Source organism: Lewinella sp. 4G2, assembly GCF_001625015.1.
Classification (GTDB): Bacteria; Bacteroidota; Bacteroidia; order Chitinophagales; family Saprospiraceae; genus Neolewinella.
Window position 1 is genome coordinate 195,534 of record NZ_LVWJ02000019.1, and the last position, 18,919, is coordinate 214,452.

General features: G+C 58.1%; 17 protein-coding genes. 15 read left to right on the top strand and 2 right to left on the bottom strand.

Annotated elements, in window-relative coordinates; translation table 11 throughout:
• The first annotated feature begins 125 nt into the window (after positions 1-125).
• Positions 126-2,543 carry a TonB-dependent receptor domain-containing protein gene (locus A3850_RS17800; protein ID WP_068220357.1) on the top strand — a complete coding sequence of 806 codons (2,418 nt, stop codon included), beginning with the start codon at positions 126-128 and terminating at the stop codon, positions 2,541-2,543.
• Here the strand turns inward: A3850_RS17800 and A3850_RS17805 are convergent, their stop codons facing one another.
• Positions 2,544-3,221, bottom strand: coding sequence for a DUF2459 domain-containing protein (locus A3850_RS17805; protein ID WP_068220359.1), 678 nt, complete (start codon positions 3,219-3,221; stop codon positions 2,544-2,546).
• Positions 3,222-3,437: 216 nt separating this feature from the next.
• On the opposite strand from A3850_RS17805, the gene dcd reads away from it, so the two are divergent.
• On the top strand, positions 3,438-3,974 hold the full coding sequence (gene dcd / locus A3850_RS17810) for a dCTP deaminase (protein ID WP_068220362.1): 537 nt from the start codon (positions 3,438-3,440) through the stop codon (positions 3,972-3,974).
• 77 nt (positions 3,975-4,051) lie between these two features.
• Entirely contained in the window at positions 4,052-4,891 is an 840-nt protein-coding gene (prmC, locus tag A3850_RS17815) for a peptide chain release factor N(5)-glutamine methyltransferase (RefSeq protein WP_068220364.1), read from the top strand.
• Positions 4,892-4,994: 103 nt separating this feature from the next.
• Here the strand turns inward: prmC and nagB are convergent, their stop codons facing one another.
• Positions 4,995-6,950: a glucosamine-6-phosphate deaminase gene (nagB, locus tag A3850_RS17820; protein ID WP_068220368.1), complete on the bottom strand. Its 1,956-nt coding sequence runs from the start codon at positions 6,948-6,950 to the stop codon at positions 4,995-4,997.
• A gap of 249 nt (positions 6,951-7,199) precedes the next feature.
• On the opposite strand from nagB, the gene A3850_RS17825 reads away from it, so the two are divergent.
• From A3850_RS17825 to A3850_RS17880, 12 genes are all read left to right on the top strand, one after another.
• On the top strand, positions 7,200-8,000 hold the full coding sequence (locus tag A3850_RS17825) for a 3'-5' exonuclease (RefSeq protein WP_068220371.1): 801 nt from the start codon (positions 7,200-7,202) through the stop codon (positions 7,998-8,000).
• Between the two features lie 106 nt (positions 8,001-8,106).
• Positions 8,107-9,318 (top strand): acetyl-CoA C-acyltransferase, encoded by a 1,212-nt coding sequence (locus A3850_RS17830; RefSeq protein WP_068220374.1) that lies wholly within the window; start codon positions 8,107-8,109, stop codon positions 9,316-9,318.
• Between the two features lie 74 nt (positions 9,319-9,392).
• Complete coding sequence (locus A3850_RS17835; RefSeq protein ID WP_068220376.1) at positions 9,393-11,504, top strand: 3-hydroxyacyl-CoA dehydrogenase NAD-binding domain-containing protein; 2,112 nt, start codon at positions 9,393-9,395, stop codon at positions 11,502-11,504.
• A gap of 210 nt (positions 11,505-11,714) precedes the next feature.
• Positions 11,715-12,116: a transposase gene (locus A3850_RS17840; RefSeq protein WP_068214175.1), complete on the top strand. Its 402-nt coding sequence runs from the start codon at positions 11,715-11,717 to the stop codon at positions 12,114-12,116.
• Entirely contained in the window at positions 12,113-13,099 is a 987-nt protein-coding gene (locus A3850_RS17845) for an IS3 family transposase (protein WP_068220380.1), read from the top strand. The genes A3850_RS17840 and A3850_RS17845 overlap by 4 nt, the downstream gene beginning before the upstream one ends.
• 339 nt (positions 13,100-13,438) lie before the next feature.
• Positions 13,439-14,914: a DASH family cryptochrome gene (locus A3850_RS17850; protein ID WP_068220383.1), complete on the top strand. Its 1,476-nt coding sequence runs from the start codon at positions 13,439-13,441 to the stop codon at positions 14,912-14,914.
• 409 nt (positions 14,915-15,323) lie between these two features.
• Positions 15,324-16,373: a PorP/SprF family type IX secretion system membrane protein gene (locus tag A3850_RS17855; protein WP_068220386.1), complete on the top strand. Its 1,050-nt coding sequence runs from the start codon at positions 15,324-15,326 to the stop codon at positions 16,371-16,373.
• 92 nt (positions 16,374-16,465) lie between these two features.
• The gene (locus tag A3850_RS17860; RefSeq protein ID WP_082921948.1) at positions 16,466-16,909 is read left to right on the top strand and encodes a polymer-forming cytoskeletal protein; all 444 of its coding nucleotides are present in this window, start codon (positions 16,466-16,468) and stop codon (positions 16,907-16,909) included.
• Positions 16,896-17,105, top strand: coding sequence for an AtpZ/AtpI family protein (locus A3850_RS17865; RefSeq protein WP_068220389.1), 210 nt, complete (start codon positions 16,896-16,898; stop codon positions 17,103-17,105). The genes A3850_RS17860 and A3850_RS17865 overlap by 14 nt, the downstream gene beginning before the upstream one ends.
• A gap of 38 nt (positions 17,106-17,143) precedes the next feature.
• Entirely contained in the window at positions 17,144-17,548 is a 405-nt protein-coding gene (locus A3850_RS17870; RefSeq protein ID WP_068220392.1) for a hypothetical protein, read from the top strand.
• An 11-nt stretch (positions 17,549-17,559) separates the two neighbouring features.
• Positions 17,560-18,447, top strand: coding sequence for a M15 family metallopeptidase (locus A3850_RS17875; RefSeq protein WP_068220395.1), 888 nt, complete (start codon positions 17,560-17,562; stop codon positions 18,445-18,447).
• 69 nt (positions 18,448-18,516) lie between these two features.
• On the top strand, positions 18,517-18,873 hold the full coding sequence (locus tag A3850_RS17880) for a hypothetical protein (protein ID WP_068220398.1): 357 nt from the start codon (positions 18,517-18,519) through the stop codon (positions 18,871-18,873).
• Positions 18,874-18,919 lie beyond the last annotated feature (46 nt).

An 18,919-nucleotide genomic window follows, 5' to 3' on the forward strand; every position in this document is an offset into this window, starting at 1 on the left:
GCTGAAGAATAATCCGACGAACGGGCGTACTGGCCGGCGAATGGTCATGGGGCAATTCAACGGGATATAAGCCCGTCCATCCGGTACACCTTGTTGAGGGTTGGGCACGCTCCGTCCTTCGAAGTATGAAACAGTCAACCCACTCACCCCGATTACTCTTAGCCGCTATCCTGCTGCTCTGTACCAGCCACCTATTTGCACAAACCGGAACAGTTACCGGACGGATAAACGATAGCGATGGGTCGTCAGTCCCTTTCGCTAACGTGATCCTTTACCGTGATTCCGTTTTCAGTAAGGCAGGCGCTACGAATGATGAAGGAGTTTTTTCCATCAGCAGCGTAGAGGAAGGGACGTATGATTTAGCCGTCTCCGCACTCGGATTCACTACCTCACACCAAGCTCTAATCGTTACGGATAGGTCACAAGATGTCGGTACTCTAATCGTTACCGCGGACGCCACCTTATTAACCGAGGCCACCATCGTTGCGGAAAAGCCGATCGTCCAGATCCTACCGGATAAGACAGTTTTCAACGTGGATAAATCCATCGCCGCGGCTGGCAACTCAGCTTGGGAGCTGCTTCGCAAGGCGCCGGGCGTCATCCTGGACAACTCAGGAAGCGTCATCCTTGAAGGGAAGACTGGCGTGCAGTTCTACATCAACGGTAAGGAAACCCCGTTGCGGGGAGAAGCGCTCCAAGGATACCTGGAAAGCCTGCAGGCCACGGACGTAGCTTCCATCGAACTGATCACCCAACCTTCCAGCAAGTACGATGCCGCCGGCGCGGCGGGCATCATCAATATCGTCCTGGAAAAAAACGAGAGCCTGGGCACCAACGGCACCGTGAGTGCTGGATTCACCCAGGGCAGTTACCGCCGCTACAACTCGGGCCTGACGCTCAACCACCGGACGACCAAAAGCAACCTGTACGGCTCCTACGGCGGTCGTTACGGCGAGTCGGACGGTTTCCTCTTTCTGCGCCGCGAACAGAACGGCACGGAGTTCGACGCCAGGACAATCAGTCTGTACGACCGGAAGAGTCATAATTTCCGGGTGGGGTATGATCTTTACGCTACCGAGCGATCCACTTTCGGCGCCGAGCTGAGCCTGAACCGATCTTACGGCAATTACACGACGGACAGCCAAACACCGATCCGTCCCCTTAACGCTGAAGCGCCGTCGTCCGTGCTGGTTGCCGATAATTCCAGTGAATGGGAAAACACTAATTACACGGCCAACCTCAACTACGTTTATGAGGATACCAGTGGCACATCGTTGACCATTGATCTCAACGTAGGCCAGTATCAAAATGATGCAGACCTTTTCCAGCCGAATCGGTACTTCAACGGTAGCAGAACGCAGCTCATCAGTGAAGCCATCACCGCCCAGCAGACGCTCGTCGATGTTGACCTGCGCGCCCTTAAGGTTGACTACGCACGGAGCCTTGCCGGCGGTACCCTGAGCGGTGGCGCCAAATACTCGATCGTCAGTACGGATAACGATTTTGATTTTTTCCAGATCCCGGATGCATCCCGCATTCTTGATGAGGGGCGGAGTAACCGCTTTGCCTACCAGGAGGCGATCTCGGCCGCCTACCTGAATTTTTCCAGAAAGCTCGGTGCCTTTGACGTCCAGTTTGGCCTAAGGATGGAGAATACCGACTCCGACGGACGTTTGAGTAGCACCCGCCCCGGCGGAAATGATCGGGTGGCCAGAAACTATACGGATTGGTTCCCCAGTGGCGGGGTGACGTATCGGGTTGGCCGCCAACACCAGTTTGCTCTTAAATACGGGCGGCGAATCACCCGGCCTAACTACAATTCTCTCAACCCTTTTGAATCGCAGATCGATGAATTGTCTTCGCGGAGGGGTAACCCTTTTCTTCAGCCCCAGTACGCTAATACCTTGAAGCTATCTCACACTTTTAAGTATACCTTGAACACTTCGCTGAGCTATACGCGGGTAAATGATTTCTTCGCTCAGATCACCGAAGCCGATGGCGATGAGCGCAATTTCATTTCCATCCGCAACATCGCCAATCAGGAGGTCATCAACTTGGGTGTCTCCTACCCATTCAGTCTCAGTAAGTGGGCCAGAAGTTACGTTAGCGTAAACGCGTACACCAGTAGTTACGAAGCTACCCGCCCGGGCTTTGTAGCACTCACCCAGCAAACCCTTAGCCTCTACGCACAGACTACGTTCACGCTTCCGGCTAAAGTCAGTCTGGAAGTGAGTGGTTGGTACAGCAGCCCGTCCGTTTGGGGCGGGACCTATGAATCACGAAGTCTTGGGTCCCTGAACGTAGCCGTCCAGCGTAAATTTTTCCACGAAAAGCTGAACGCGCGAATCGCCGCCAATGACGTTTTATTCACCAGCCCCTGGGAGGGAACCACCAGATTTGGGAATCTCTTCATCGAAGGCACCGGCGGCGGAGACTCTCGTTACGTCAATCTTTCGCTGAGCTATAACTTTGGTAATGACCGGGTAAAGAAGGCGCGCAAACGTTCATCCGCAGTGCAGGAAGAGCAGGGCCGGATTCAGTAATCACGTATCCGTGGCTACTGGTGAAACGGTAGGCAAATACCGCAACACCCCCTTATCCATTGGCGACCAGATGGCCGTTTTCACGCCAATCCGTTTCATCCCAGTATTGACCCAGGTGTTGCAGGTCTTCAGGCAGGAGTAGTTGCCCTCGGCTTCGTAGAAGCGGTCCAGGTCTCCGTAGGATTCCCCTACGATCTCGATAATCTTCCCTTCCTCGTCGAAGGTGAGGGTGTTGCGGATGTATTCCCAGATGGAGGCCAGCTGCTCGTCCGTCAGTTCGGCGTAGGACCACGTGCCGTCAATCCCCCGATGTTCGGTTACGTGCATGGCCGTCGGGCTGGGCAGGAACATGGCCTTGATGGCGACGCTGGCTTTGAGATCCGCCCAGGTTTCGGTATCGAGGTAAAAACCCTTATCCCCCCAGCCGATGGCCATGAGTTGGGCCCGGTCCGTCATGGTAAACTGGCTCCTCAAGTCATCCGGAATGAGCGCTAGCGGAAACACAAAATCGAGGTGGACGCCATTGGAATGAAAATACACGGTATTGCGCCCCTTCCCCGCCGTGGCCGCCTCCCCCACGGGGATGTAGGTCAGGAGAAACGATAGGGCTACGTAAAGCACAACGAAACCAATCACGAAGAGCACCGATCGTTTTACCCAGAGCCAGATGATTTTCATTTCGGAATTATTTGTCCCGAAGGTACTTAACCTAGTGACGCTGAAGGCGTCCCCCTTAACCCAGCGTCCCAAGGCCAAAGGCCGACGACGCTGGGTCTTCGTACTCCCCCATCTAAAATCGAAAATCCAACCTCTAAAATCCCATTTCATTGCACCCGCGGCAGCGCCCATAATCCCTCCCCGCAAAGCAACTACCAATCGCCTATCTTCGCGCCCATGATTTGGAGTGACAAAAAAATACTGGCCGCCATTGAGAAAGGGGAGATCGTGATCGAGCCATTTGACCGGGGGAATTTGGGGACGAATAGCTACGACGTTCACCTCAGCAAGCACCTGGCGCGGTACGAAAACCACATCCTGGACGCGCGCAAGCACAACCCGATCGTGCACGAAGAAATTCCCGAAGAAGGCTTCCTGTTGCACCCTAACACGCTGTACCTCGGCTCGACGCTGGAGTACACCGAGACCCACAGTTCCGTGCCCTTCCTGGAAGGCAAATCGAGCGTCGGCCGCCTGGGTATCGACATCCACGCGACGGCGGGCAAGGGCGACGTCGGCTTCTGCAACCACTGGACGCTGGAGATCTCTTGCACCCACCCCGTACGCGTCTACGCCGGCATGCCGATCGGCCAACTGATCTACTTCGGCGTGGAGGGCGACATTGAGAATTACTACAACAAAAAGGCCAACGCGAAGTACAATAAGGTGACGGTGCAGCCGATGGAATCGATGATGTGGAAGAATAGGTTTTAGTCTGAAGTCTATAGTCTGTAGTCTGTAGTATCGGACGCCAGAGCTATAGACTAAAGACTATAGACTACAGACTAACAATGCGTACCTCCGACCTCACCCAACACCTCATCACCGAGCTCTCCCCCACCCTCGGGGTTGGCGAAGCGAATTCCATCAGCCGACTCGTGCTGGAGGACTTGTTTGGTTGGCGGCGCGGCGCCCGGCCCCGGCTCCTTACGCAGGACGAAGAACTGCTGGCCTGGACGACCATCAACCGGTTGAAGGCGGGGGAGCCAGTGCAGTATATCACCGGGATTGCTGATTTCTACGGTTTGCAATTGAAGGTGACGCCGGACGTGCTCATCCCCCGGCCAGAGACGGAAGAATTGGTGGAATGGATCCTGGAAGAACACCCTGCCGGGCGGTCACTCAACGCCATCGATCTGTGCACTGGCTCCGGCTGCATCGCCCTGGCCCTGAAGCATAAGCGGCCGGAATGGTCCGTAGCTGCGCAGGACATCAGTGCAGCCGCACTAGAGGTCGCGCACGGCAACGCGGCGCGGTTGGGTATCCACCTGGAGCGGGGTGGGCAATTTGATTTGTTGCAGCAAGATTTGACCGATGATACCTACGATCTGATCGTCTCCAACCCACCCTACATTCCGCCGAGTGAGCGGTCACGGATGTCGCCGTCTACGTTGGCACACGAGCCCGATCTGGCCCTCTTTGTACCGGAGGAAGACCCGCTGGTTTTTTACCGGCGCCTGGCGGATATCGCCCGGGATAGCCTGGTGGACGGGGGCCGGATCTACGTGGAGACGAATGAGTTTAATAATGCGGAGGTGGTGCGGGTTTTTGAAGAACGGGGATTGGTGGGGGTGGACGCGAGGCGGGATATGCGGGAGAAGGAGCGGATGGTTTGTGGGGTGAGGATTTGACGAAACGAGAACGCGGGAAACGAATACCCGGGATCTGCTTTGACCTAAAGGTCAAATCTGATCCCGGGCTATCATGGTGATCCCTCCGGGATCGTGCTTCTTTCTAGAACATCCAGCGGCGGAAGGCTTCGATGGCTTCGTATTCCGTTAGGCCTAATTGGTTGTAGGTCTGGGCGGTGTGGCGGTTGCGGGCTTCGGCGCGTTGCCAAAATTCGCGTTCGTCGTCGCCCTGGAACATGACGCCGTCTTTTTGGGATTGGTGGAAGAAAATGGCCTGGCGCTTCTTCTCCACCTCCTGGGGGGAGAGGGGGATGGCCATCTGGATCTCGTGGATCGGCCACTCCTGCCAGGCGCCGCGGTAGAGCCAGAGGTAGGTATCCGCAATGGCCGGGTCTCCCTTTAATTGGTGGAGGGCTTCGAAAACGATATCGAGGCAAACCTTGTGGGTGCCGTGGGGATCCGCCAGGTCGCCCGCGGCGAAGATCTGGTGGGGGCGGACTTGTTCGATGAGGGCTTTCGTGATGTCCACGTCCGCCTGGGTGGGTGGGTTCTTTTTGCTCTTGCCCGTCTCGTAGAAGGGGAGATCGAGGAAGTGAATGTGGTCATCCCGCAAGCCTACGTAACGAGCGCCGGCGGTGGCTTCCCCCCGGCGGATGAGGCCCTTGATCTTGCGGACGTCCTTCGGAACAACGTCCGCGGCGGGGTCCGGGTGGCGGAGGCGTTCGATGCTCGTGGCTAACTCCTTGTTTTCGACGCCGGTGGTGCCGTTGATGTCCGCCGCAAACTCGGCGAAGCGGAGGGCATCCGCGTCGGAAACGGCGATGTTGCCACTCGTTTGGTAGGCGACGTGGACGTCGTGGCCCTGCTCCACCAACCGCAGGAAGGTGCCGCCCATGCTGATCACGTCGTCGTCCGGGTGGGGGCTGAAGAGGATGACCCGTTTTATGGCTGGTTCGGCACGTTCCGGTCGGTCGTCATCGGGCACATTGGGTTTGCCGCCGGGCCAGCCGGTGATCGTCCGCTGCAGGATGTTGAACATGTGGATGTTCTGGGTGTAGGCGCTCTCCCCAAGGGCGAGCAGGTCGGACATCCCGTTGTTATTGTAGTCCCGTTCCGTCAGTTTGAGGATGGGTTTGCCCACCTTCCCGCTCAGCCAGATGATGGCCTTGCGGCGCAGGTCGGGCGTCCAGCTACACGGGCCCACCAGCCAGGGCGTGGCGAACCGACGAAGTTCGGAGGCGGCCTCCTCGTCGAGCAGCACCGTGAGGTTATCGTGGTCCTGCAAGTAGGAGGCGGGCAGGGTGGACGTGCGTTCGCCCTCCACGGCCTTTTGCACCACTTCGGCCTTCTTGTGGCCCCAGGCGACGAGCACGACGCGGCCGGCCCGGCGGATGGTATCGATCCCCATCGTGATGGCGCGGGTCGGCACGTTGTTGATGCCCTGGAAGTCAGGGGCGGCGTCCACCCGCGTCAGGTGGTCCAGCGTTATCAGGCGGGTGAGGCTGCGGGAGTTGGACCCCGGCTCGTTGAAGCCGATGTGCCCCGTACGGCCGATGCCCAGTAGCTGAAAATCGAGGCCGCCGAAGCGTTCAATCTTCTCCTCGTAGGCCACGCAATGCTGGTACACTTCTTCGAGGGGGATATTTCCATCGGGCAGATTGATGTTTTCGGCCGGAATGTCCACGTGGCTGAACAGGTGCTCGTGCATGAAGTACCAGTAGGAGCGGGTGCTGCTGCGCTCCATCGGGAAGTATTCGTCGAGATTGAAGGTGACGACGTTGGCGAAGCTCAGGCCTTCCTCGCGGTGCATCCGCACGAGTTCCTCGTAGATCTTGATGGGCGAAGAGCCAGTGGCCAGGCCGAGCACGCAGCGCTTTTTCTGGTAGGCCCGGGCGCGGATCAGGTCCGCGATCTCGTGGGCCACGGCGACGGAAGCTTCCGCGGCGTGCTTGAACACTTCCACGTGCATTTTTTCGTAGCGGGTGGCGTCCGTACGGCCCACGTGGCGGTAGGAAATATCGGCCTTGGCGGTGTCGTGAACGGCGAGGATGTCTAACATGTGTGGTGATGATGATCGAAATAAGAAATAAGTGCCTAAATCTAGGGATTAAAATGGTTTGTGGTTGAGAATAGACTGGTATTTGACCGCACGCTCGCAGGACGATTCTATTTCCGCTGCGCTCCAATAGAATCGACGCTACGAGGAGCTATGATAGAAATGGTGTATAGGCTTCGTCCGACGCAGGAGGACCTCACAATACCGAGACCTAATTGACGTACCTTACGCGACTAAATTAGCCCCCCGCGCATGCTCCCCCTCGACCGTGATCTCGTTTTTTTTGACCTCGAAGCCACCGGCCTCAACCTGACGCAGGACCGCATCGTCCAGATCGCCCTGATCAAACTGCGGGCGGACGGCGGGCCGAACGAGGAGTTGGAGATGAAGTTCAACCCCGGCATCCCGATTAGCGCCGAGGCCAGCGAGGTGCACGGGCTCTACGCCGAGGATTTGAAGGACGCCCCCGCCTTCTCCGACGTAGCTAAACGCATCTACGATTTCATCGGCGACGCCGACCTGGGTGGCTACAATTCCAACCGCTACGACGTGCCCCTGCTGCAGGAGGAATTTTACCGCGCCGGCATTTACCTTAATACCAGTACCCGCCGTTTGATCGACGCCCAGACCATCTTTTACCGGATGGAACCGCGCACGCTTTCCGCGGCCCTCAAGTTTTACGCCAACAAGGAAATGGAGAACGCTCACGATGCCCTCGCCGACGTACGCGCCACCGTAGACGTGTTCAAAGGGCAATTAGGCGCTTACGCAGGTGCCAAGGTGGAGGGGGAGGGACAAGACCCCATTTATCCCTTCGAGACCATGGACTCCGTGGCCGCCTTCTGCCGGGATGAACGGTACTTGGACGCCACCCGCCGCCTGAAAAAAGGACCGGACGGGACGCCCCAGTTCAATTTTGGCAAGTACAGTGGCCAGGCCGTCAGCGCCGTCTTCGCCAAAGACCCGAACTACCTCAAGTGGATCCTCAGCAAGGATTTCACGACGGAGGTAAAAGCACTGGTGAAAGCGATCGATGATGCGCGGCGGGGGTAGGTTGAACTTGAACAAACTCCGTTGCAATCCTTTCCTACAACCAGCCGAATGGCCATTTAAAAACCGCAGGGCTAACCCTTGGATAGCCTGCTGACCACAGACGAAAATGCCCACCCCCGCCTACATCTACGATGCCCTGCGCAGCCCCCGCGGCCGCGCCCACGGTACCCACGACCTCTACGAAGTCAAACCCATCGATTTGCTGAGCCAGTGCCTGCGGGCCTTTCAGCGGCGGACGGGGCTGGACGACCTGCCCGCCAGCATCGACGACCTCATCATCGGGGTGAATACGCCGGCCGGGGACCAGGGCTACAACATCGCCCGGGCCGCACTGCTGAACGCCGGCTGGGCCAACGCGCGGGGTGGGTTGCAGATCAACCGTTTCAATACGTCCGGGCTGGAGGCCATCAACCTGGCCGCGGCGCGCATCAACGCCGGGTACGGGAAGGTGATGATTGCCGGGGGCATCGAGTGCATGAGCCGGGTGCCTACCTACCTCAATGGCGGGCCGATGATGAATGACCCGTCCACGGTCATCAACAGCCACTACATTCCGCAGGGGGTAGCGGCGGACCTGGTGGCCAGTCGCCACGGCCTCTCGCGGGAGGACCTGGACGCCTACGCCATCGAAAGCCACCAAAAGGCCGCCGCCGCCGCGGAAGCCGGGCACTTCGCCAAGTCCATCGAAACCATCACGGACGCCAACGGGATGGTCATCCTCGACCACGACAGTAACATCCAGCCCGCTATTTCAAAAGAGGATCTGGAGGGGCTCTCCCCCCGCTTCGCCGAGATGGGGCTGGCCGGCTTCGATGAGATGGCCCTGCACCGCTTCCCCCTCGTGGACCACGTGGACCACCTCCACACCACGGGCAACACCAGTAAGGCCGCCGACGGCTGCGCGTTGGCTTTGCTGGGGGACATGGCCTTCGGGGAACGCCTCGGTATTGCGCCCCGGGCCCGGATCCGCGCCGTGGCGATGTCGGCCGTGGACGCTACCCTGCTTTCCGGTGGGGTGAACGCTTCGGACCTGGCCCTCGAACAAGCCGGGCTGGAGTACGGGGATATCGACCTCTGGGAATTCAACGAATCCTTCGCCGCTCCGGCCATCCGGTTCCGGGAGGACCTGAAGATCGATCCCGACCGCTTCAACGTTCTCGGGGGCGCTATCGCGCTCGGGGAACCCCTCGGTGCCGTGGGAGGGATGATGCTCTGCCACCTCCTCACCGAGCTGGAAAGACAGGACCTCACGATCGGTAGCCTTACCATTGACGCGGGGGCCGGCCTGGCCGTTTCCACCATCATTGAACGGGTGTAAACGCTGCCGCCCCTACCAATTGGCTCTCGCCTATTGACATCCATAATCTTTAATTCCAGTCCCCACCCGCCAAGATGATTGAATACCGTAAGGACACCGACGATATTGTAACGCTGATCCTGGACATGTCCGGCCGCCAGAGCAATTTGCTCAACCACGAGTTGGTCAGTGCCTTTAAGCCCGTGATCGCTCACCTGCAATCCGAAAAAAAGGCCAACCGCTTGCGCGGGATCATTATCACCTCCGGCAAAAAGGATTTCCTCCGCCAGGGCGACCTGGATTACCTCCGCCAGCTGAAGGACCCGGAGGTCGCCTTCCGCCACGCCCAGGACCTGAAGAATTTCCTCCGCGACCTGGAGGTGCCCGGCGTACCCGTCGTGGCCGCTATCAACGGTGACGCGCTGGGGACGGGTTTTGAGCTCGCCCTCGCCTGCCACCACCGCATCGCTTTGGCCGACCCGAAGATCCGCCTTGGCCATCCGGAAGTGAAAATCGGTTTGATCCCCAGCGGTGGGGCCGTCATCCGATTACTCTGGCTGCTCGGCATTGAGCGGGCCTACCCGCTGCTGATGGAGGGACGGCGCTACAGCCCCCAGGAAGCCATCAAGGTGGGCATCGTGGACGCGCTGGCGGATTCCCCGGCGGAGCTGATCTCCCGGGCTAAAAAATGGTTGCTGGGCAATCCCGATTCCCGGCGGCCGTGGGACGTCATTGACGGAGAGATCCCCGGCGGCACGGCGGCGGAACCCAACCTGGGCCACCGCATCCGCCTCCTCACCGCCCGTTTATCGGCGGACACCTACGACCTCTACCCCGCCGCCCGGGCCATCATCGACCTGCTAGCCGAGGGCTCCAAATTAGACTTCGAAACCGCCAGCCGGCTAGACAGTCGGTACTACGCGCAGATCGTCACCGGAGAGGTGAGTAAGAATATGATCTCCACATTCTGGTTCGATAAGCAAGCCATCCGCGCGGGCCTCGGCCGGCCGAAGGGGTACGGGAAGTTCCGCCCCCGCCGCGTCGGCATCATCGGTGCCGGGCAGATGGGTTCCGGGATCGCCTTCCTCTGCCTCCGCAACGGTCTGGAAGTGGTACTAAAGGACGTCAGCCAACCCATCGCCGACCGGGGGCGGGACTTTGTCGCCGCTAAGATCGACGAGTACATCGAGCGGGGCACCTTCCAGCCAGAAGAACGGGAGGAACTCCTGGGCCGCATCACGACGACGGACAAGAGCGCCGACTTCGAACGCTGCGACATCGTAGTGGAGGCCGTCTTCGAAAACAAGAGCATCAAACAAAAGGTGACCCAGGAGGCGGAAGCTCACCTGGACGAGTACGCCGTCTTCGCCACCAATACGATTTCCATCCCCATCACCGAACTGGGGCAGAACAGTTTGCGGCCGGAGAACTACATCGGGATCCACTTTTTCCAGCCGGCCGAAAAGACCAATGTAGTGGAGGTCGTCCGGGGAGACCATACCAGTGAAGAAACGGTAGCGCGGGCCTTCGACTTCGCGACGTCCATCCGTAAACTTCCCCTGATCGTGGCCGACACTTGGGGATTCCTGGCCGCGCGCGTTCGGAATACTTACATCCTCGAGGGCGTCACGATGCTCAACGAGGGGTACCCGGCAGCGCTCATCGAAAATATGGGGCGGCAGGCCGGCATGAAGATCGGTCCGTTAGCTCTTGCGGATGAGTTGGGCCTCGATCTCGTCCTACGTTACGAAAGTCAAGCTTCCGAGCACTACGGCGACAAGTACCAGCAGCACCCCGCCGTCCCCGCCCTCCGCAAGATGTTGGAGGACATCAGACGCGGTGGTCGGCAGAAGCGGGCCGGCTTTTACGACTACGACCCAGCCGGTCGCGGCCGCCTCTGGATGGGCGTAGCCGAGCACTTCCCCGTCACCAAAGAAGATTACGACCGGCGGCGCATGCGCGACCGTTTCCTCTTCTGCCAGGTCATCGAATCCGGCTGGTGCCTCCAGGAAAAGGTCATCACTGAGCCCGCCGCGGCTAACCTCGGCAGCGTCTACGGCTGGGGCTTCCCCAAATACACCGGCGGCGTCCTCCGCTACGTAGAATCCTACGGCAAGGAGGCCTTCATCGCGCGTTGCGGGGAATTGAAGGAACGCTATGGTCAGCGCTTCACGGTACCTAAGTATTTGCGGGAGTTGGAGGGGTAGGTTTATACCGGTATACATGACGTTGTGTATTCCTCTCCCCCGGCCCCTTTCGCTTTGCGGCTACTACGTGGTCCAAAGGAGAGGGGAGACGTGATAGGCGTTTCATGCATAGCAGTACAGGGGTAGATTGATAAATTCAAGGAAAGAATTACCCTCCCGAACGAGTAAACGCCTGTCCTAAACCAAATACGTTGACACCAATGCATCGAAATGTCAACAAAAAATCGGAAGATCCGTCCCACCAAGCGCTACGGCGAGTGCTTCAAACGAGCCCGCGTCAAAGATTTTGAGGAGGGCACCTTTAGTGTCAAGCAAATGGTCCAGCTTTACGGCGTATCTTATCAAACGATCTACAACTGGATCGCTAAATACAGTAGCATGGCCAAGAAGAATGCCGTTATCGTCGAAGTCCCCAATAGTCAAACTGCTAAGCTTGCAGAACTGCAACGTCAGCTCGCCGAACAGCAAGCCCTCCTCGGTCGGATGGCCATTCAACTTGACCACAAAACGAGAATGCTGGCCATTTACGAAGAGGAGATGCCGGAGTTCAAAAAAAAAGCTGCTTCCACACTGCGCTCAGCCGACTCTTCGAGCAAAAAGAAGAGCCAATGACGAAGCAAACGATCTATTTAGCCTTGGGCGTTAGTCGACAAGCTCACGCTGCTTTTTGGAAGCGCCGAGCTAAGTACGAGGATGCCATGAACGGAGCTGAGTCTCAGTTAAAACTGTTGCGCAGAGAACACCCCGGCCTGGGCCTACAGAAAGCCTGGAGTATGCTACGGCCGCGGCATATCTCGCGCAACGCATTCTGCCGTGAGATGACCCGGCGTGGCTATGCCCTAGTCCGTAAACGCAACTACGTGCGGGTAACCCGATCGGGGTCCTATCGCTATCCTAATTTAGTTAAAGAACTGATTATCAATGGGGTTAACCAAGTATGGCAGAGCGATACGACGTACTATCGCATCAACAATAGCTTTTACTACATCACCTTCATCATTGACGTTTATAGCCGTCAGATCGTAGGTGTCCATACGAGTAAACACCTACTGGCAACGGCAAACATCGCTGCCTTGGAAAGCGCTTTTCGCCAGTGTGGTCAGTCAGATCTACAGGGTCTCATCTTCCACAGCGATGGTGGTTCGCAGTATCGTAGTCGTCAGTTCGTCGAACGACTGCGTAGCAGAGGCATCTCAAGTAGTATGTGCGACGTAGCGCTGGACAATGCTTACGCTGAACGCCTCAACGGTGTGATCAAACAAGAGTACCTCGACCACTGGCAACCCAAAGACTTTGACCAGCTAAAGCGCCTGGTAAACAGAGCCGTGAAGCACTATAATACCAAACGGATCCACGGAAGGTTGCCGTTGCGAAGCAGTCCCAAAGCCTTTGTGGCCGGCTGGCGATCGGATCAGCCAGGCTACCGCTATGCGCTCTTGATCAAGGACGGCCAGGGAGTGAATGAAGACCTGTGCCCAACCGTCGTGAAGTATTTACCCACGCCCGGCAAGTATGCCCGTGAGGGGCGTGGGCAAATACTCCCCGCCGGTGTCAAGTACCTAACTGAGGAAAAATTTAAAACCCGTCGTGCGTAATGGCGCGACTTCATTATTAATCTGTCAACGCTATTTGGTTAGGCACACCCCATCTAAGATCTAAAATCTAACGTCTAACGTCCCTACGGAGCACCCGCAAACTGGCACCCCCGTCAGATTCTGAGTTACGTCCGAATTAACGTCCCAAGTAGCCAACAACCCACCCTCCACCCAAGCAAACACCCCCCTCTAAAATCTAAAATCCAACGTCTAACGTCCTCACCCGGCACCCGCGGCAGCGCCCATAAAACCAATTATCAAATCCCCGTAAAACCGGCCAAAAACCGCAACCAACAACTAGCCGCCCCGTTAGCTTGGGACACATTTGACCCCACCCATATGGCGAAGCGACTTGGTATCCTCTGGTTTAGGAACGACCTGCGATTACACGACAACGAAGCACTGACGGATGCGCTGAAACACGCCGACGAATTGCTGCCCGTCTATATTTTCGACCCCCGGATCTGGCTGGCCGAACTGCCGCTGACCGGCTTCCGCAAAATGGGGCCGCACCGGGCGCAATTCATCCTGGAAGCGCTCGCCGACCTGAAGAAAAACCTGCGGAAGCGGGGGAGTGATCTGCTCGTCCGCCACGGAAAACCCGAGGAAGTACTGCCCGAGCTCAGCCAGGAATACCGCGCCAGCTGGGTGTTCTGTAACCGGGAACGGATGCAGGAGGAACTCGAAGTGCAGAACGCCGTCGAAACCGCCCTGTGGGCCATCGGCCGCGAGGTGTACTTCAGCCGGGGCAAGTTGCTGTACTATACGGCCGACCTCCCCTTCCCGATCACTCAGACGCCGGACGTATTTACTCAGTTTCGCAAAGAAGTAGAGCGGATTACGCCGGTACGGGACCCGCTGCCGACGCCCTCCAAGATCAAGGGTTGCGAGGATGAGGTGGATTACGGGCAGATCCCCGACGTAAGCGATTTCCAACTGCGCTTGCCGCCCGAGGATGAGCGAGCCGCCATCCGCCAACGCGGTGGAGAAACGGCGGGGCTGGATCGCCTGGCCTACTACTTTTTCGAGAGCCAGGCCGTCGATACCTATAAGCAGACGCGGAACGGTTTGATTGGCTCCGATTACAGCACGAAGTTCTCCGCCTGGCTGGCCCACGGTTGCCTGAGCCCGAAGCGGATCTACTGGGAACTGAAGGCCTACGAAGAAAAGAACGGCGCTAGCGACGATACCTACTGGGTCGTCTTTGAACTGCTCTGGCGGGATTTCTTCCGCTTGCTCGGCAAGAAATACGGGAACCAGATCTTCCAGAAGGGCGGCATCAAGGGCGAACCGAAACGCTGGAGTAAGGATAAGGACTTGCTGCGCCGTTGGGTCGACGGCGACACCGGCACGCCCTTCATCGACGCCAACATGGTGGAGATCGCGCGGACCGGCTTCATGAGCAACCGTGGCCGCCAGAACGTGGCCAGCTACCTCGTGAAGGACCTCAACCTCGACTGGCGGATGGGCGCCGAATACTTCGAGCACATTCTCACCGATTACGATGTGACGAGCAACTGGTGCAATTGGATGTACGTGGCCGGCGTCGGCTCCGACCCGCGTGAGGACCGCTACTTCAACATCATGAGCCAGGCCAGCCGCTACGACCCGCAGGGCGAATACGTTAAACTGTGGCTCCCGGAATTGGCGGACGTGCCCGCCGAGGCCGTTCACCATCCCGATACGCTTTCGGACGCCGAGCAGAGTAAGTACAACCTTCGCCTGGGCGCGAACTACCCGATGCCGATCGTGCCGAGTGAAAAGTGGATGAAAAAGAAGGGTGGCCACGACCGGGGTAAGCGGCGGCGGCGGTAACCCCGTCGTCGGACGATTCACTGAAATAAGGCGCAGCCTTTTTTCAGTTTCGTCCGACGACTTAGCTTAGTACACTTTCAAGTCGTCGGACGATTCACTGAAAATAAGGCGCAGCCGTTTTTCAGCTTCGTCCGACGACTTAGCTGAGTCCACCTTATAGTCGTCGGACGATGCCACCAAATTCGCGTTGCGAATTTGCTGGTGAATCGTCCGACGACGGGGAGAGGAGGCACTAAGCCCCCCAAAAAATCGTTCCCAAAATGACGGCCAGCCGCCAGCAGCCGTCGGGGCGCTTAGCCTTAACACTTCGGGCCGTTCGCCGGCCAACGTGATTTACGTACATTTGTCTAACTCAAGCATACCGGCAAACGGGCCTTTCGCCTCCTACCCTTTAATCAGCGCAACGACTATGCGGTTATTTCAACTTCTCTGTTTTTCCCTGCTCCTCAGTGTTTCCGCCCAGGCGCAGGACATTCACTTTTCCCAGTTCTACATGTCGCCGCTCAACCTGAACCCGGCCATGACGGGGGTGATGAACTGTAACAGCCGCATCGCGGTGAACTACCGCAGCCAGTGGGCCTCCATTCTCGGCAGCTCCGCCTTCCAGACTTACAGCGTTAGCTACGACCAGCGCGTAGCCGTCGGCCGCAACGATTACTTCGGTATCGGGGGCACCTTTTGGGGCGACCGCGCCGGCCAGGCGGATTTTGCGACCACGACCGGTAAGCTCTCCCTCAGCTACTCCAAAAAAGTGGGTGGTAGCCGCAAGTATGGTAACTACCTCGTTGCTGGCGTAGAAGGGGGTGCCGCCCAGCGTAGCCTCAACTTCCTGGCCCTACGCTGGGGTACTCAGCACGATGGCGCGGGTGGTTTTGACCCTACGGCCGGCTCGGGTGAAGATGGTTTCGACCGCGACCAGTTCCTTTTCGCCGACCTCGCCGCCGGCCTCCTCTGGTTCATGGTCTTCGACGAAAACAACAGCCTTTACGCCGGTGGTTCCTTCCACCACCTGAACCGGGCCGATCAGAGCTTTGACAGCAACTCCGAAGAGGACCTGCTCTACAGCCGCTTTACCGTCCACGCCGGTGGTGAGTTCATGCTCGGCCAGCGCATTGGTCTTGTGCCGGGCTTCATCCTGATGAATCAGGGCCCGAGTTTCCAGGTCAACGCCGGTACCAACGTCAAATTTTTGCTCGACGGTGGCCGCGCCGGTAGCTCCCAGTCCTTCCAACTCGGTTTGTGGACGCGGGTAAGTAACCGCCTCGACGACAGCGTGCTGACGGATGCCCTCATCCTCAGCAGCCGTTTCGACTACGAGAACTTCGCCCTCGGCTTCAGCTACGACATCAACACGAGCGACCTGAGCCAGGCGACGGACGGTAACGGCGGTTTTGAGCTCAGCCTCCAGTACAAAATCTGTGGCGCCCAGCGCCGCGGTGTGTACTGCCCCACGTTCTAATCAACGTACTTCGTACGGGAAAGCCAAGCGCGCATCTTTTTTGATGGCTCTTGGCTTTTTCTTTTTTTACCAATCAAATATCTATTCCCGCAGTGGCCTGGAATTCTAAGGACAACAAGTCAAAAACCAACGATAACCGCTCGTCCGGCAGCATGGGCGGCGGCGTCAACTCCATCGACGTCGATACCGAAATGGAAGGTAACATTAAAGCCAAGGGCAACATCCGCATCGACGGTACCCTGGTGGGCAACCTCGATTGCGGCGCGCTGCTCGTTATTGGCCCGAAGGGGTCGATCAAGGGCGACGTCAACTGCCAGAAGGCCATCATCGAAGGCAACTTTGAGGGCAACCTGCACGTCAAGGAAGACCTCACCCTGGAGTCCAACGCCACGGTCACCGGCGACGTCAAGGCCCAGAAGATGGCCGTCCTCGGTGGCGCTCAGGTGAAGGGCACCTGTACCGTTCCCTTCACGGGTTCTTCCAACGGTAAAGCCAAGGGCAACCCCCTCAAAAAGACGGCCGATGCAGCCGTCTGAGCCCGATAAGCAGAAGGGGCGCGACTGGATCAAGTACAGTGGCATGGGCGTGCAGATGATCGCGACGATCCTCATCTTCGTCTTCGCCGGGCAGTACGCTGACGGTTACTTCGAAACAGGCAATACGCTTACGGTAATCCTGAGCCTCGTCGGCGTAGCCGCCGGTTTGTACGTAGCTTTGCGCGACTTTTTCTGACGCTCCTCTCCGGGTGTTTCACCAGCCTCCTTTTCGTTGTGACCTACCCTCAGTTCTTTCTCTATCTGGCCATCACTACCGCGGTTGCGGCGGGCCTGGCGGCGCTTGCTCACTCTTTTCTATCCATCAGTTTTGCCTGGCCGCTTACGGTCGGCATCATCGTGCTGATGTGCCTCATCAGCGTCGCCCTGTTCTTCCTCGGCAAACGCACGGCGGGCGCGGAGAATAAGTTCCTGTTCAGCAACGTCTTCATGGGCGCCACGATGATCAAGATGTTTGCCTGTGGTGGCATCATTGCGGCCTACATTTTCCTGGCGAAGCCGCCGGGGAAGTTCTTCATCGTCCCCTTCTTCACCACCTACTTCACCTTCACGTTGCTCGAGATCATCTTCCTCGTCATCCTCGCCCGGGAGGGGAAGGACGACCCCGTTGAAACCGCCTAAAGCCACCCGCCATGCGCTACGTATCGCTCGCCGTTTTCCTGTTCGCCACTGCCTGCGCGTCTACTCCAGACCAACCGGGGGGCGCTGCCGCGGGTGCCGGGGAAGTGGGGCAAGCAAGTACGAACTCCACCGTTAACCGGGGGGCAAAACCCAGCGCGGAAGAACTTACCGATAGCCAGGGGACCGACACCATTAAAGTGGCCGAGCCCCACCCCAACGGGAGCCCGGGCATCCCCAGCTACGACTACCTTTCGGGGAAGTTCGACCCGGCTAAGCACCCGGAATTCTTAAAGGTAGCGGCGAAATACACCGACGGTGACCCCTACCTCCTCCACCGGGAGACTTACGCCGCTTTTGAAAAGATGCACGCCGCCGCAAAGGCCGATGGCATTACCCTGACGATCGTTTCCGCCACCCGCAACTTCGACCGCCAAAAGGCCATCTGGGAAGCCAAGTGGAACGGCCAACGTTTGCTGGAGGGCAAAGACAAGGCCAACGAGGTCTATCCCGACCCCGCCGACCGCGCCCGGGCCATCCTCCGTTTCAGCTCCATGCCCGGTACGAGCCGCCACCACTGGGGGACGGACATCGACATCAACCGGTTGACGAACGACTACTTCCGGTCGGGCCAGGGGCTGAAGGAATACGAGTGGCTCGTCGCGAACGGTCCCGAATTCGGTTTTTGCCAACCCTACACCCCGCTGGGGAAAGCCCGCCCGACCGGCTACCAGGAAGAACGCTGGCACTGGAGTTACATTCCCCTGGCTAAGCGACTGACCGGTTTCGCTCGCCAGCGGATGCAGGCCAAGGAAGTAAGTGGATTCGACGGTCAGCAGGCCGCCGTGCCGCTCAACGTGATCGAAAATTACGTGCTGGGGATCAACCGCGACTGCCTTTAATTTTCTTCGGGCGGGTGCCGGGAAGAACTAGCGGCAAACCTATCTTGTTGCTCCACTCAAACAGCAGCTATGGATATCTTCGACATCAACCGGTACGCCCTCATCCTTACGCCCAGCACGGCGTTGCTAAAATGGGCCATCAGCGAGCAACCGGAGTTGGGTGAAGACATCGACCTGGACGATACCGCTGACCTGGCTACCGTCTTCCTCCTACCCGATTTTGCTGAGATGGAGGAGGCCGAAGATTGGGTAGAAGCCCACTACGCTACCCTCCTGGAGAACCTCCTCGAAGAGTGGATCGCTGACGATAACCTCTGGCCCGACCGCTTCGAGTACAGCCACTTTGAGAAATACGCGGACTACACCCTGAGCAACATCGTCATCGATACCGTAGATGCTTCCTACGACGAAGAGGAATCCGACTAACCCCTTTCACTCTACCTTACTTTGAGTCTCCCGGTATGCCCCCGTG

Bases quoted from the DNA above. Each gene is read 5' to 3' on its own strand.
- A3850_RS17845 (WP_068220380.1), top strand. From the start codon at position 12,113: ATGACGAAGCAAACGATCTATTTAGCCTTGGGCGTTAGTCGACAAGCT.
- A3850_RS17880 (WP_068220398.1), top strand. From the start codon at position 18,517: ATGGATATCTTCGACATCAACCGGTACGCCCTCATCCTTACGCCCAGC.
- A3850_RS17825 (WP_068220371.1), top strand. From the start codon at position 7,200: ATGCTCCCCCTCGACCGTGATCTCGTTTTTTTTGACCTCGAAGCCACC.
- A3850_RS17840 (WP_068214175.1), top strand. From the start codon at position 11,715: ATGTCAACAAAAAATCGGAAGATCCGTCCCACCAAGCGCTACGGCGAG.
- A3850_RS17805 (WP_068220359.1), bottom strand. From the start codon at position 3,221: ATGAAAATCATCTGGCTCTGGGTAAAACGATCGGTGCTCTTCGTGATT.
- A3850_RS17855 (WP_068220386.1), top strand. From the start codon at position 15,324: ATGCGGTTATTTCAACTTCTCTGTTTTTCCCTGCTCCTCAGTGTTTCC.
- A3850_RS17835 (WP_068220376.1), top strand. From the start codon at position 9,393: ATGATTGAATACCGTAAGGACACCGACGATATTGTAACGCTGATCCTG.
- nagB (WP_068220368.1), bottom strand. From the start codon at position 6,950: ATGTTAGACATCCTCGCCGTTCACGACACCGCCAAGGCCGATATTTCC.
- A3850_RS17875 (WP_068220395.1), top strand. From the start codon at position 17,560: ATGCGCTACGTATCGCTCGCCGTTTTCCTGTTCGCCACTGCCTGCGCG.
- A3850_RS17865 (WP_068220389.1), top strand. From the start codon at position 16,896: ATGCAGCCGTCTGAGCCCGATAAGCAGAAGGGGCGCGACTGGATCAAG.
- A3850_RS17850 (WP_068220383.1), top strand. From the start codon at position 13,439: ATGGCGAAGCGACTTGGTATCCTCTGGTTTAGGAACGACCTGCGATTA.
- prmC (WP_068220364.1), top strand. From the start codon at position 4,052: ATGCGTACCTCCGACCTCACCCAACACCTCATCACCGAGCTCTCCCCC.
- dcd (WP_068220362.1), top strand. From the start codon at position 3,438: ATGATTTGGAGTGACAAAAAAATACTGGCCGCCATTGAGAAAGGGGAG.
- A3850_RS17830 (WP_068220374.1), top strand. From the start codon at position 8,107: ATGCCCACCCCCGCCTACATCTACGATGCCCTGCGCAGCCCCCGCGGC.
- A3850_RS17800 (WP_068220357.1), top strand. From the start codon at position 126: ATGAAACAGTCAACCCACTCACCCCGATTACTCTTAGCCGCTATCCTG.